15 protein-coding genes and 1 riboswitch are annotated in these 12,947 nt (G+C 68.5%); of the genes, 4 read left to right on the forward strand and 11 right to left on the reverse strand.

The genetic code is table 11. The features are described from left to right. Positions 1-28: 28 nt before the first annotated feature. Positions 29-1,219, reverse strand: coding sequence for a cytochrome P450 (locus AB0L53_RS28040; RefSeq protein ID WP_363999666.1), 1,191 nt, complete (start codon positions 1,217-1,219; stop codon positions 29-31). Positions 1,220-1,228: 9 nt separating this feature from the next. Continuing rightward, a complete protein-coding gene (locus AB0L53_RS28045) occupies positions 1,229-1,954 on the reverse strand; it encodes a TerC family protein (protein WP_363999669.1) in 726 nt (241 codons plus the stop codon). Between the two features lie 102 nt (positions 1,955-2,056). Then, positions 2,057-2,172, forward strand: a riboswitch (SAM riboswitch). Between the two features lie 69 nt (positions 2,173-2,241). Here AB0L53_RS28045 and AB0L53_RS28050 point away from each other — a divergent pair. Further along, the gene (locus tag AB0L53_RS28050; RefSeq protein WP_363999838.1) at positions 2,242-3,501 is read left to right on the forward strand and encodes an aminotransferase class V-fold PLP-dependent enzyme; all 1,260 of its coding nucleotides are present in this window, start codon (positions 2,242-2,244) and stop codon (positions 3,499-3,501) included. 74 nt (positions 3,502-3,575) lie between these two features. Here AB0L53_RS28050 and AB0L53_RS28055 read toward each other — a convergent pair whose 3' ends face one another. Next, the gene (locus AB0L53_RS28055) at positions 3,576-4,160 is read right to left on the reverse strand and encodes a DoxX family protein (protein WP_363999672.1); all 585 of its coding nucleotides are present in this window, start codon (positions 4,158-4,160) and stop codon (positions 3,576-3,578) included. 120 nt (positions 4,161-4,280) lie between these two features. Between AB0L53_RS28055 and AB0L53_RS28060 the strand changes: the two genes are divergently transcribed. From AB0L53_RS28060 to AB0L53_RS28070, 3 genes are read left to right on the forward strand one after another with little or no spacing between them, the layout of a single operon-like run. Further along, complete coding sequence (locus AB0L53_RS28060; RefSeq protein ID WP_358431142.1) at positions 4,281-5,426, forward strand: NADH-quinone oxidoreductase subunit D; 1,146 nt, start codon at positions 4,281-4,283, stop codon at positions 5,424-5,426. Further along, positions 5,423-6,529 (forward strand): acyltransferase, encoded by a 1,107-nt coding sequence (locus AB0L53_RS28065; RefSeq protein WP_363999676.1) that lies wholly within the window; start codon positions 5,423-5,425, stop codon positions 6,527-6,529. Before AB0L53_RS28060 ends, AB0L53_RS28065 begins: the two co-directional genes overlap by 4 nt. Before the next feature lie 22 nt (positions 6,530-6,551). Continuing rightward, a complete protein-coding gene (locus AB0L53_RS28070) occupies positions 6,552-6,752 on the forward strand; it encodes a hypothetical protein (RefSeq protein ID WP_363999679.1) in 201 nt (66 codons plus the stop codon). Positions 6,753-6,765: 13 nt separating this feature from the next. Here AB0L53_RS28070 and AB0L53_RS28075 read toward each other — a convergent pair whose 3' ends face one another. The 8 genes from AB0L53_RS28075 to hpt form a co-directional block, all read right to left on the reverse strand. Continuing rightward, positions 6,766-7,221, reverse strand: coding sequence for a DUF3180 domain-containing protein (locus AB0L53_RS28075; RefSeq protein ID WP_363999682.1), 456 nt, complete (start codon positions 7,219-7,221; stop codon positions 6,766-6,768). Next, positions 7,218-7,721 (reverse strand): 2-amino-4-hydroxy-6-hydroxymethyldihydropteridine diphosphokinase, encoded by a 504-nt coding sequence (gene folK / locus AB0L53_RS28080; RefSeq protein WP_358533576.1) that lies wholly within the window; start codon positions 7,719-7,721, stop codon positions 7,218-7,220. The genes AB0L53_RS28075 and folK overlap by 4 nt, the downstream gene beginning before the upstream one ends. Positions 7,722-7,783: 62 nt before the next feature. After that, the gene (gene folB / locus AB0L53_RS28085) at positions 7,784-8,149 is read right to left on the reverse strand and encodes a dihydroneopterin aldolase (RefSeq protein ID WP_357653924.1); all 366 of its coding nucleotides are present in this window, start codon (positions 8,147-8,149) and stop codon (positions 7,784-7,786) included. Further along, positions 8,139-8,582: a nuclear transport factor 2 family protein gene (locus AB0L53_RS28090; protein ID WP_214641971.1), complete on the reverse strand. Its 444-nt coding sequence runs from the start codon at positions 8,580-8,582 to the stop codon at positions 8,139-8,141. The genes folB and AB0L53_RS28090 overlap by 11 nt, the downstream gene beginning before the upstream one ends. Continuing rightward, positions 8,579-9,385 (reverse strand): dihydropteroate synthase, encoded by an 807-nt coding sequence (folP, locus tag AB0L53_RS28095; RefSeq protein WP_363999841.1) that lies wholly within the window; start codon positions 9,383-9,385, stop codon positions 8,579-8,581. The genes AB0L53_RS28090 and folP overlap by 4 nt, the downstream gene beginning before the upstream one ends. Before the next feature lie 213 nt (positions 9,386-9,598). Continuing rightward, positions 9,599-10,177 (reverse strand): GTP cyclohydrolase I FolE, encoded by a 579-nt coding sequence (gene folE, locus AB0L53_RS28100; RefSeq protein ID WP_358533581.1) that lies wholly within the window; start codon positions 10,175-10,177, stop codon positions 9,599-9,601. Next, entirely contained in the window at positions 10,174-12,168 is a 1,995-nt protein-coding gene (gene ftsH, locus AB0L53_RS28105) for an ATP-dependent zinc metalloprotease FtsH (RefSeq protein ID WP_363999687.1), read from the reverse strand. Before ftsH ends, folE begins: the two co-directional genes overlap by 4 nt. A gap of 225 nt (positions 12,169-12,393) precedes the next feature. Beyond that, positions 12,394-12,945: a hypoxanthine phosphoribosyltransferase gene (gene hpt, locus AB0L53_RS28110; protein WP_363999690.1), complete on the reverse strand. Its 552-nt coding sequence runs from the start codon at positions 12,943-12,945 to the stop codon at positions 12,394-12,396. Between the last annotated feature and the right edge of the window lie 2 nt (positions 12,946-12,947).

Below are 12,947 nucleotides of genomic sequence, written 5' to 3' on the forward strand. Positions count from 1 at the left end.
CACTCGGCGGGCGGTCGTGGTGGCCGCGCTAGCCCGTCGTCAGGTCGAGGGACTTCAGGCCGCGGATGACGTAGCCCGGCTTCCATTCCGGCTCGCTGACGAGTTCCAGCTTCGGCGCCCGCTCCAGCAGGGCGCCGAACGACTCGATCAGCTCGATGCGGGCCAGCGGCGCTCCCAGGCAGAAGTGGATCCCCGCCCCGAAGGAGATGTGCGGGTTGTCCGGCCGTCCCACGTCGAGCCGGTCAGGGTCGTCGAACACCGTCTCGTCGCGGTTGGCCGAGCCGAACAGCAGCGCGACCTCGGTCCCGCGCGGGATCTCGACTCCGTGCACCTCGATGTCCTCCAGCACCCACCGCTCGAACATCTGTAGCGGCGTGTCCCAGCGCATCAGCTCCTCGACGGCCGTGGGCAGCAGACTCCGGTCCTCGCGCAGGCGTACCAGCTCGGCGGGGTTCCTGAACAGGGACCACCAGCCGTTGCCCGTCACGTTCACGGTCGCCTCGTGACCGGCGTTGAGCAGCAGCACGCAGGTGCCGATCAGCTCGTCCTCGGTGAGCTCCTCGATCGCCGCGAGCGCGCTGATCAGGTCGTCGCCCGGCCGGACGGCCCGCTCGCGGGCCAGGTCCGCGAGGTAGGCGGCGAACTCCGCCGCCGCCTTGGCGGCCACGTGCTGCGACTCCACGCTCGGGTTCAGCTCGTACATCCGGCAGATGTCGGCCGACCAGGGGCGCAACAGGTGCCGGTCCGCCTCCGGCACGCCGAGCATCTCCGCGATGACGGTTACCGGCAGCGGCTCGGCCACCTCGGCGATCAGGTCGCCGCCGCCCTTCTCGACGAACGCCCCGACCAGCCCTTCGGCGATGGCCCTGACCCTAGGGCGCAGCGACTCGACCATGCGCGGGGTGAACGCCTTGGAGACCAGCCGGCGCAGCCTGGTGTGCACCGGCGGCTCGACGTCGAGCATGCCGGCCCTGGTCACCCGCCAGAACGGCTCCTGGAACGCCGGCTCCTCCGGCCTGCCGAACTCCTCGTGCGTGGCCACGTGGAGGTAGGAGCGGCCCAGACGACGGTCTCTGAGCAGCGCGTTCACGTCCGCGTGCCGGGAGATCAGCCACTGCCCCGTCGGCTCGAAGTAGCTGACGGGGGCGTCACGCCTCAGCTCCGCGTACGCGCCGTAGGGATAGGCAACAAAATCCGGATTCCAGGGATCGAATCGCACTTTTTCATCTTATGAGGAGGCTTGCTTGGCGTGCCTGCTCCGCATCCGGATGTTGAGCAGCTCCACGATCACCGAGAACGCCATCGCGAAGTAGATGTAGCCCTTGGGGATGTGCTGGCCGAGCCCTTCGGCGATGAGCACCACCCCGATCAGCACCAGGAACGCCAGAGCCAGCATCTTGATGCTCGGATGCTTGTCCACGAACCTGCTGATCGGCCCGGACGCGAACAGCATGACCAGCACCGCCACGATCACCGCGGCGATCATCACGCCGAGCTCGTCCACCATGCCCACGGCGGTGATCACCGAGTCGAGCGAGAACACCACGTCCAGCACCATGATCTGCACGATCACCGAGGTGAACGACGTGACGGCCCGCGTCTTGCCGTCCTCCTCCTTCAGCTCCATGCTGTGCCCGATCTCGGTGACGCTCTTGGCCAGCAGGAACAGGCCGCCCAGCAGCAGGATCAGGTCGCGCCCGGATATCTCGTAACCGAAGACCGCGAACAGCGGCTCGGTCAGCCGCACCACCCACGACAGCGCCAGCAGCAGGAGCAGCCGGCTGATCAGCGCCGCGCCCAGGCCCATGACCCGGGCTCTGTCGCGCTGCTCCGGCGGCAGCTTCCCGGCCAGGATGGAGATGAAGATGATGTTGTCGATACCAAGGACGATCTCAAGTGCGACCAGGGTGAAAAACCCGATCCAGATCTGAGGGTCGGCCACCCAGTCCAGCATTAGGTACTCCTCACAGCAGGGGTTTCAGTTACCAACGAGGCAGGGGCCGCATAAGTTCGCGGTTGCGATTCATGGCCGGGTGTCGGTTATAGTGCGGATGTAGGTCATGAGTGCCAGCGCACAGCCCCGGCTTGCTGGCCGGCAACCCTCGCGTCCGCGGCGGGGTGCCCCGGGTGAAGACCTGGTCCGCCACGAGGTGTGGTGGGCAAGCGCGGGCTCGCTGGGTGTTCCGGGGGTCCGATGACCCCAGGAGGTTCGCCGTGTCCACGTTGACGATCTTCAGCTCCCTGCCCGCTCAGGCCACCGACGCGCCGGCTGCCGAGCGCGCCCGTCCGATCCCCGCCGTACTGGGCGCCGATCTGGAAGTGCCGGTCAAGGGCGGCAGGCTGGTGACGTACGCCAACCTCGACTACGCGGCGAGCGCCCCCTGTCTGGAGCCGGTCAGTGCCGCCGTCACCGCCGCGCTCCCGGCCTACTCCAGCGTGCACCGCGGCGCGGGCTACGCCTCCCAGCTCACCACCGCCCGCTACGAGCAGGCCCGCCACACGGTCAGGGCCTTCGTCGGCGCCCGCCCCGACGACGCCGTGATCTTCACCCGCAACACCACCGACGCGACGAACCTGCTGGCCCGCTGCCTGCCCGAGGGCACGACCGCGGTCGTCTTCGACACCGAGCACCACGCCTCGCTGCTGCCCTGGAAGCGGTCCGTACGCCTGGCGCCGCCCGCCTTCCCCGGCGAGGCCGTCCGCGCCGCCGACGAGGCCCTGGCCGGGATCGACGGCCCCAAGCTGCTCGTGGTCACCGCCGCCTCGAACGTCACCGGCGAGCTCTGGCCGATCGCCGCCCTGGCGCACATCGCGCACCGCCACGGAGCCCGGATCCTGGTGGACGCCGCCCAGCTGGTGCCGCACCGGCGGCTCAACCTGACCGCGCTCGACATCGACTACGTCGCCTTCTCCGGGCACAAGCTCTACGCGCCCTTCGGGGCCGGGGTGCTGGTCGGCCGCCGTGACTGGCTCTCCTCCGGCGAGCCGTACCTCAAGGGCGGCGGCGCCGTACGGTCCGTCGACGAGGACATCGAGTGGCACGAGGACGCCGAACCTCGTCACGAGGCGGGCACCCCGAACGTCCTGGGCGCCATCGCCGTGGCCGCCGCCTGCGACGCGCTCAGCGCGACCGGCTGGACCGCTCTGGTGCGCGAGGAGGAGCGACTCATCGCCCGGCTCCGGTCCGGACTGGCCGCGATCGAGGGCGTGCGCGAGCTGTCGCTCTGGGGGCCGGACCAGCCGCGCGTGGGCATCGTCTCGTTCGTCGTGGACGGGCACTCGGCGCGCGAGGTGGCAGAGGTGCTGTCGGGCGAGTACGGGATCGGCGTACGTGACGGCAAGTTCTGCGCGCACCCGTTCGTCCGGCACCTGCTCGGCACCTCGGACGGCGGCTGCGAGGACGACACGGCGTCCGCGGTCCGCGCCTCGATCGGCATCGGCACCACGGAGGAGCACGTGGACCGCCTCGTAGACGCCCTCCGCGACCTCGCCGCCCGCTGAGGTCACGGACGCGGCACGACAGCCGCCGCTCGCTGACGTCGCGCGATGGCGAACCTTCACGCGGCGGGCTGAGGTCAGGCGCTCGGCGAACGTCCGCGCGATGGCTCGTCGACGTTGCGCATGTCACCGTCCCTGGCGGTCGGTGGCACCGGCCTGGGGGCGGTGTCCGCCTCCGATGGGGCCTCCGGCCTGATGGAGGTGGCCGGCGCGTGGCCGGCGAGATCCTGCTCGGCCGCGCGGCGCTCGGCGCGCCGCCGGTAGCTGTTGTGCAGGATGCCGTCGATGCCGAGCCGGCCCCCGCCCACCGCCACGAGCAGCAGGCAGGCCACGGCCAGCGCGCCGGCGAGCTCCCAGCCGCCGTTCTGGATCAGGACGCCGTGGGCGCCGTGGACGAAGATGATCGCGCCCAGCATGTCGACCACCAGCCCGAGGGCCGCCAGCCGGACCAGCAGGCCGATGATGAGCAGGACCCCGCCGACGGTCTCGACGAGGATGGCGAACCCGGCCGAGAGCTGCGGCAGCGGAATCCCCATCTGGTTGAAGGCGGCGGCCGTGACCGGCACCCCGATCTGCATCTTCTGCCACCCGTGGGTCACGAAGATCACGCCGATCGCCACCCGCGAGATCAGAGCGGCAAGATCGAAAAGAATTCTTTGCACGGTTTTCTCCCCCCGTTCCCGATGTTCCTCCCCTGTCCAGTGGGCGGAATGCACCGATATAGGGTTCCTTGACCTCTTCCTGTGCTGGATCACCACGACTGCCGGTGGCAGCATTGCCATATGACGGAACGCGTGGTCGGGATCGGCGTCGGGGCGAAAGAGCTGGCCACCGAGGACATGATCCTCAACATCGGCCCGCAGCACCCGTCGACGCACGGAGTGCTCAGGCTGCGGCTCACCCTCGACGGTGAGCGCATCGCCACGGCCGAGCCGATCATCGGCTATATGCACCGGGGCGCGGAGAAGCTGTTCGAGGTCCGCGACTACCGGCAGATCATCATGCTGGCCAACAGGCACGACTGGCTGGCCGGGTTCGCCAACGAGCTGGGCGTGGTGCTGGCCGCCGAGCGCATGCTGGGCATGGAGGTGCCGGTACGGGCCGTGTGGGCACGCACGCTGCTGGCCGAGCTCAACCGGGTGCTGAGCCACCTGATGTTCCTCGGCTCGTACCCGCTGGAGCTGGGCGCGATCACGCCCATCTTCTACGCCTTCAACGAGCGCGAGCGCATCCAGGCCGTGATGGAGGAGATCTCCGGCGGCCGGATGCACTACATGTTCAACCGGGTCGGCGGGCTGAAGGAGGACCTGCCGTACGGCTGGCTGGACCGGGTGTCGGAGACCGTCGCCGAGACCCGGCGCCGGGTGCCCGACATCGAGAATCTCATCCTCAACAACGAGATCTTCCTGGCCCGTACCAAGGGCGTCGGCGTCCTGACCCGCGAGCAGATCCTGCAGTACGGCGTGAGCGGCCCCATCGCCCGCGCCTCCGGCGTCGACCTCGACCTGCGGCGCGACCAGCCGTACCTGGCCTATCCCGAGCTGCCGGTGAAGGTGGTCACGCGCGGCGCGGGCGACTGCCACGCCCGCTTCGAGATCCTGCTCGACCAGCTCAAGGTCTCTCTGGACCTGGCCGACGCGTGCGTCGACCGGCTGCGCTCGCTGCCGCCGGGCCCCATCAACCAGCGACTGCCCAAGGTGCTCAAAGTGCCGGAGGGCCACACGTACGCCTGGACCGAGAACCCGCTCGGCATCAACGGCTACTACCTCGTGTCCAAGGGGGACAAGACTCCATGGCGGCTCAAGCTGCGCTCCGCGTCTTACAGCAACATCCAGGTGCTCCGGGAGATGCTGCCCGGCCATCTGGTGGCCGACATGGTGGCGATCCTCGGCTCGATGTTCTTCGTCGTGGGTGACATCGACAAGTGACCGACGTCGCGACTCCGCAGCGGGACAAATACGTCGACTGGCTGCGCGCTCTCAGTCTGATCGTGGTGGTGGTGTGGCACTGGGCGTTCACCATCCTGCAGTGGAAGCCCAACGGCCCCGAACCGACCAGCCCGCTCGGCTTCACCTCGGGGCTGTGGATACTCACCTGGCTGCTTCAGGTGCTGCCGCTCTTCTTCTACGTCGGCGGCCACGTCCACCTGCTGTCGTGGAGCCGCGCCCAGGCCCGCGGCATCGGCATCGGCCGGTTCGTCTGGCGGCGCATCCGCGCGCTGGCCGCCCCCGCGCTCGTGCTGTCGGGCGTGTGGATCACCATCGGCGCGGTCGTGACCTGGGTGTTCCACGTCGAGTGGATGTGGCGGGTGGTACTGCTCGTGCTCAGCCCGCTCTGGTTCCTCGGCGTCTACCTGGTGCTGATCGCGCTGCTGCCCGTGGCGTTGTGGCTGCACCGCCACTACGACGTGCTGGCGCTCATCTGGCTGGGCGGCGCCGCCCTGGTGATCGACGTGGTCCGCTTCCGGTACGGCGTCGAGTGGGTCGGCTGGCTGAACATGATCATCGTCTGGGGGCTGGCCCACCAGGCCGGCTTCTTCTACGACCGGATCGTCATCCTGCCCAGGCGCTATGACGTGGGGGTCCTGTGGACCGGGCTGTTCGCCCTGTTCGGCCTGGTCTACTCGGGCATCTACCCGGGCTCGATGGTCGGGGTGCCGGGTGACAAGTGGTCGAACATGGCGCCGCCCACCTTCGTCATCGTGGCGCTGCTGCTCTTCCAGATCGGCCTGGTGGAGGTGTTGCGGCCGTCGATGGAGCGCGTCCTGGAGAAGCCCGGGTGGCGCCGGGTCAACGGCACCATCAACCGCTACGCCCTGCCGCTGTTCCTCTTCCACACCACGGGCATGGCGATCGCGCTGGGCCTGCTGTGGTGGTTCTTCGGCACGCTCGGCGGCGAGGTGCCACCGGACCTCAGATGGTGGCTCGAACGCCCGCTCGCCATCCTGGGCCCGCTGATCTGCACCCTCCCGGTCATCTACCTCTTCGGCCGCAAACGAGCCCCTGCCGAACAAGTGCCTGACAAAAGTTGACCATGGCCGCTAGCTTGGGCCCATGACGGCTGACATCGGGTTCCTGGCTACTGCGGAGGATGAGCGCATCATCCGGGCCGCCATGCGGGAGGGCGAGCGACCGAGTGACGTGATCCGGCGCGCGCTCCGCCTGCTCGAACGGGAGGTCTGGCTCACGCGGGCCCGCGCCGACGCCGCACGTCTGGCCGACGAGGACCTGTCCGAGGAAGCGGCCACCTGGTGATTCGCGGCGGCATCTACCTGGGCCGCTGATCCTCCGGGTCCTTCGGGATGCGGCAGGCGTGTTCCAGGAAGAGGGCGGCGGCGATCAGCACCACGAACGCCAGCAGTGAGCCCACCGCGATGAAGAACTCGAACCTCGGCGTCTCCCTGGTGAACAGCTGAACCGTGTGCAAGACGAACCCACCGAAGACGCCCGCGAACACCGCGCCCACATAAGCCGACGCCTTGCCCAAGGCCGCCAGCCGGGCCACCGCCAGCGGCTCGACCGGCTTGGTGTCAGGCTTGCGGTCGATCCGGGCCTTCGTCACCCACCCGCTGTAGGCCTCTCCGAGGGCCAGCAGCAGGACGGTGGGGATGGCGGTCCACGGCACGATGGGCAGGTCGGCGTAGAACTCCCTGACCACCATCCAGGCGATCAGCGCCACGACGACGATGATGCCGACCAGCAGGCCGGGGCGAGTGGGCCTCAATCCGGACTCTGGAGCTTGAGGTCAGCACGCAGCCGTACGCCGCTCTGGTCGAGATCTGTGAGCAGGTCGGCGACCTGCCCCTGGCCGGGCAGCACGCCGGCGGGGTCCACATCCGCCCACGGGACGAGGACGAAGGCCCGCTCGTGCGCGAGCGGGTGCGGCAGCGTCAGGTCGGGGTCGTCGGAGACCGTGTCGCCCACGACGATCAGGTCGATGTCGAGCGTGCGCGGACCCCAGCGTTCGTTGCGCTCCCGCCCGAAGGCGTTCTCGACGCCCTGCGCCCGCTCCAGCAGCGCCTGCGGTTGGAGCGAGGTCTCGGCGATGACGATCGCGTTGAGGTAGGGGCGCTGCCCGGCGGGACCGCCGACCGGGTCGGTCTCATAGACGGGCGAGCTAGCGACGAACTCCAGCCCCGGTGCGTCGAAAAGGGTGTCGATGGCGTCCTGCAAGGTCTGGAAGCGCCGTCCGAGATTGCTACCGAGAGACAGTACGACGTTCACGTGCTACTCCTCTCGCTCACCTACTGCTCACCACGTTCTGCTCACCTACTGCTCACCAAAGTTCATTCGCGACTCCGTTGGATGGTGACGACCACGTCGTCGAACGGCAGCGGGATCGGTGCCGCGGGCTTGTGCACACTCACCTCGACCGACTCCACCAGGCCGGCGGCCAGGCACACGTCGGCGAGGCGCTGCGCGAGCGTCTCGATCAGTTCGACCGGCTCGCCTTCCACCACGGCGACCAGCGCCTGGGCGAGCTCGCCGTAGTGGACCGTCTTGCCGAGGTCGTCGGAGGCGGCGGCGGGGGCGGTGTCGAGGAACAGCGTCGCGTCGACCACGAACTCCTGCCCGAGCTCGCGCTCGGCCGCCAGCACGCCGTGCCGGCCCCGGGCCCGCAGGCCCTTCAGCGCGATGCGATCAGACCTCAAGCTCGCCTTCCTCCTCGTCGTCGTCACCCTGGAGCACCGGCGAACCGTGATGCATCCACAGCCGCCAGCCCTGCGCCGTGCGCACGTAGACGTTACTGGCCACCACCTTGCCGGCGGCGAAGCTGGACTCGCCCTCCTCGCCGGCGGTGAGGATGTTCTCGACGCAGGTGAGCACGGCCACGTCACCCAGCACGGTGGTGTTGACATCGGTCAGCACGAACTGGATGTAGGTGGTGTTGGCCATGATGAGCGCCCAGGAGCGCAGCACCTCGGACCGCCCCGAGAGCAGGGTCCAGCCTGGATGTACGCAGCTGACCTGCTCATCGGCGGAGTCCTCGGCCCAGATCTCGGTCATCTTGTCGAGGTTGGCGTCCTCGATCGCGAGATAGAAGTCCTGGTTGACCGTCTCGATCGCGGCGGTGTCGACACTCATGTGTTGGCTCCGGGTCTCTTCCATGCGGCGGCCACGCGCACGGCATCGGCATTGGGACCTACTTCGTGCACTCGTACGCACCAGGCACCGGCGTGCGCGGCCAGCGCCGTCACGGCCACCGTGGCGTCGTCACTGCCGCTGAACGGGCGCGGCGTGCCGTCGGCGTCGGCGAGCAGCCGCCCCAGGAACCGCTTGCGCGAGGCCCCGATCAGCAGCGGATAGCCGAGCTCGGCCAGCTCCCCCATCCCGGCGAGCAGCTCCCAGTTGTGCGCGGGGTTCTTCGCGAAGCCCAGCCCGGGGTCGAGCACGATCTGCTCCTCGGACACGCCCTCGGCCAGCACCAGGTCGACCCGCTTGGCGAGCTCCTCGCGCACCTCGGTCACGACGTCGTCGTAGACGGCCCGGCGGTCCATGTCATGGCTGTGGCCGCGCCAGTGCATCACCACGTAGTCGACGCCGGTGGCGGCCACCACGCGCGGCATCTCGGGATCGGCCAGGCCGCCGCTCACGTCGTTGACCAGCCTCGCCCCCGCCTCCACCGCCGCCTTGGCGACCTCGGCCCGCATGGTGTCGACGCTGACCGCCACTCCCTCGGCGCTGAGCGCGCTGATCACCGGCACGACGCGGGCCAGCTCCTCGTCGAGCGGCACTCTGGCGGCGCCGGGGCGGGTGGACTCGCCACCCACGTCGACGATGTCGGCCCCCTCACCGACCAGCTCCAGTCCGTGCCGGATAGCGGCCGCCTCGTCGAACCACAGGCCCCCGTCGGAGAACGAGTCCGGCGTGACGTTGACCACGCCCATGACGAGGCACCGCGCCTCTGCTCCGACAACCATGCCCCAAGCCTAGGCGGTCATGGTTGATGGGGTCTGTGGAGGGTGCCCACACGCAAATAACAATCCGATCAGTGCCATAGGCTCGCCGACTGGTGCTTATCAGGGCAGGGCCAACATCATCGGCTCGCTGACTCCTGCCTGTCGGTGCGGGGTCAGTGCCCTAGGCCGACCGGCCGGTGCTTATCGGTGCAGGATCAGCGCCATCGCCTCGGCGCGGGTCTTGTCGCTCGTACGGAAATCTCCGCGCACCGCCGAGGTCACCGTCTTCGCGCCCGGCTTGCGGACACCACGCATGGTCATGCAGAGGTGCTCACACTCCACCACCACGATCACCCCGCGCGGCTCCAGAACGCGCATCAGCGCGTCGGCGATCTGCGAGGTCATCCGCTCCTGCACCTGCGGGCGGCGGGCGAAGACGTCCACCAGGCGGGCCAGCTTGGACAGCCCGGTCACCTGACCGCGCTCGTTGGGGATGTAGCCCACGTGGGCCACCCCGTGGAAGGGCACCAGGTGGTGCTCGCAGGTGGAGTAGACCTCGATGTCCCTGACGAGCACCATCTCGTCGTGGTCGACGTCGAAGACCTTGTTGAGCACGCTCTCCGGCGTCTGTCCGAGGCCGGAGAACTGCTCGGCGTAGGCCCGGGCCACCCGCGAGGGCGTGTCGAGCAGGCCGTCACGGTCGGGATCCTCGCCGATGGCGTAGAGGATCTCGCGGACGGCCTTCTCGATCCGGCCCAGGTCTACGTCTTGCGAACTCACGCACTGTCTCCAGAGGGCAGCGCGTCCTGGTGACTGGCGGTGAGCGAGCCGTTGGCCGACTGCTCCTTCGGGGTCAGGATCGGCGGGCGGTCCGAGGGGAGCCGCTTGCCGTAGCCCGCGTAGGACGGGCGGTGCTCCTTGACCACGACCGAGGCGAAGACCTCCAGCACCTGGTCGCGGGAGAGCGTCTCCTTCTCCATGAGCTGCAGCACCAGGTTGTCGAGCACGTCGCGGTATTCGACCAGGATGTCCCACGCCTGGTCGTGCGCCGTCTCGATCATCCGGCGGACTTCCTCGTCGATCGTCGAAGCGATCTTCTCGGAGTAGTCGCGCTCGTGGCCCATCTCGCGGCCCAGGAAGACCTCGGCCTGGCCGGAGCCGAACTTACGGGCGCCGAGCTGCTCGCTCATGCCGTATTCGGTCACCATGCGGCGGGCGACCGCCGTGGCCTTCTCGATGTCGTTGGAGGCGCCGGTGGTGGGCTCGTGGAAGACGAGCTCCTCCGCCGCGCGACCGCCGATCAGCATCGCGAGCTGGTCCATCATCTCGGACCTGGTGGCCAGGAACTTGTCCTCCATCGGCAGCGTCATGGTGTAACCCAGGGCGCGGCCACGGGACAGGATCGTGATCTTGTGGACCGGGTCAGAGTTGGGCAGCGCGTGCGCCACCAGCGCGTGACCGCCCTCGTGGTAGGCGATCATCTTCTTTTCCTTGTCGGACATGACCCGCGACTTGCGCTCGGGTCCTGCCATGACGCGGTCGATCGACTCCTCGAGGATGTCCATCGAGATCAGCTTCTTGTCGGCGCGCGCGGTGAGCAGCGCCGCCTCGTTGATCACGTTGGCCAGGTCGGCACCGGTGAAGCCGGGCGTGCGACGGGCGATGACGTCGAGGTCTACCGCCGGCTCGAACGGCTTGCCGCGACCGTGGACCCTGAGGATGCCCTTGCGGCCCTCCAGGTCGGGGCGGTCGACGGTGACCTGGCGGTCGAATCGGCCCGGACGCAGCAGCGCCGGGTCGAGGATGTCGGGCCGGTTGGTCGCGGCGATGAGGATCACGCCGCCCTTGACGTCGAAGCCGTCCATCTCGACGAGCAGCTGGTTGAGCGTCTGCTCGCGCTCGTCGTGACCGCCGCCCAGGCCCGCGCCGCGGTGCCGGCCGACGGCGTCGATCTCGTCGATGAAGATGATCGCCGGCGCGTTGGCCTTGGCCTGCTCGAACAGGTCGCGGACTCGCGAGGCGCCGACGCCGACGAACATCTCGACGAAGTCGGAGCCGGAGATCGAGTAGAACGGCACGCCGGCCTCACCCGCGACCGCGCGGGCGAGCAGCGTCTTGCCGGTGCCGGGCGGGCCGTACAGCAGCACGCCCTTGGGGATCTTCGCCCCGATCGCCTGGAACTTGGCCGGGGCCTGCAGGAACTCCTTGATCTCCTGGAGCTCCTCGATGGCCTCATCGGCGCCCGCGACGTCGGAGAAGGTGGTCTTGGGGGTGTCCTTGGTGATCAGCTTCGCCTTGGACTTGCCGAAGCTCATGACCCGCGAGCCGCCGCCCTGCATCTGGTTCATGATGAACAGGAAGATGAGGACGATGAAGACGATCGGCAGGAAGCTCACCAGGATGCTGACCAGGAAGTTCTCCTGAGGCACCTCGGTGGTGAAGCTCTTGGTCGTGCCCGCCTGAACCTGCGCCTGCAGCTCTTCGGTCAGCTTCGGCCCGTAGCCGGCGACCCAGTCAGACTGGATCATGTTGGTCGCCGTGTCACCCGGCTTGACCGAGATCGGCTTGATCAGCGTCAGCTCGATGCGCTGATCCTTGTCAACAATCTTGGCGTTGCTTACATTGCCGGTGCGAATCTGCTGGAGGACTGTGGACGTGTCGGCCTGCTTGAAGTTGCCGCCGCCGCTCCAGAGCTGGGTGACGAGCAGGAGCAGCACGACGATGCCCAGGATCCACAGCAGTGGCCCACGTGTAAATCGCTTGAGATCCATCCGATGCGGAACCCCTTGCGGGCCCGTCCCTTCCTGACCATGGCCTGGAACCCCGGGAATTCCCGGGGCCGCGGCATCCGACGCCGCGACTTCTGACTACCCGAAGGGGACGCTTGGTCACCCTCCCGGAGTCAGAAGGTACACCGGGGAAGCGCGCGGAGGGACCGCCCGCTACACCGGTCTTGCCCTACCAACGTACGTCAGGTGGCGCGGTGTTCCCGGCGGCTACTTGTAAACATGGGGAGCCAAGGTGCCGATGAAGGGGAGATTGCGGTAACGCTCCGCGTAGTCGAGGCCGTAGCCGATGACGAACTCGTTGGGGATGTCGAAGCCGACGTACTTGACGTCGATCGGCACCTTGACCGCGTCGGGCTTGCGCAGTGCGGCGCAGATCTCCAGCGAGGCCGGGTTGCGCGACTTGAGGTTTTCCAGCAGCCAGTGGAGGGTCAGCCCCGAGTCGATGATGTCCTCGACGATCAGCACGTGGCGGCCCATGATGTCGGTGTCGAGGTCCTTCAGCACCCGCACGACACCGGACGACTTGGTGCCCGCGCCGTAGGACGACACGGCCATCCAGTCCATCTGGACGGGCACGTGCAACGCCCTGGCCAGGTCGGCCATCACCATGACCGCGCCCTTCAACACGCCCACGAGCAGGAGCTCCGCGCCCGCGTAGTCGGCGTCGATCCGCCCGGCAAGCTCTTTCACCTTGGCCTGGAGCTCGTCCTGGGGAATCAGGACTTTCTCGAGGTCCTTGCCCATATCGGCAGCGTCCACCT

Source organism: Nonomuraea sp. NPDC052129 (genome assembly GCF_040680095.1).
Classification (GTDB): Bacteria; Actinomycetota; Actinomycetes; order Streptosporangiales; family Streptosporangiaceae; genus Nonomuraea.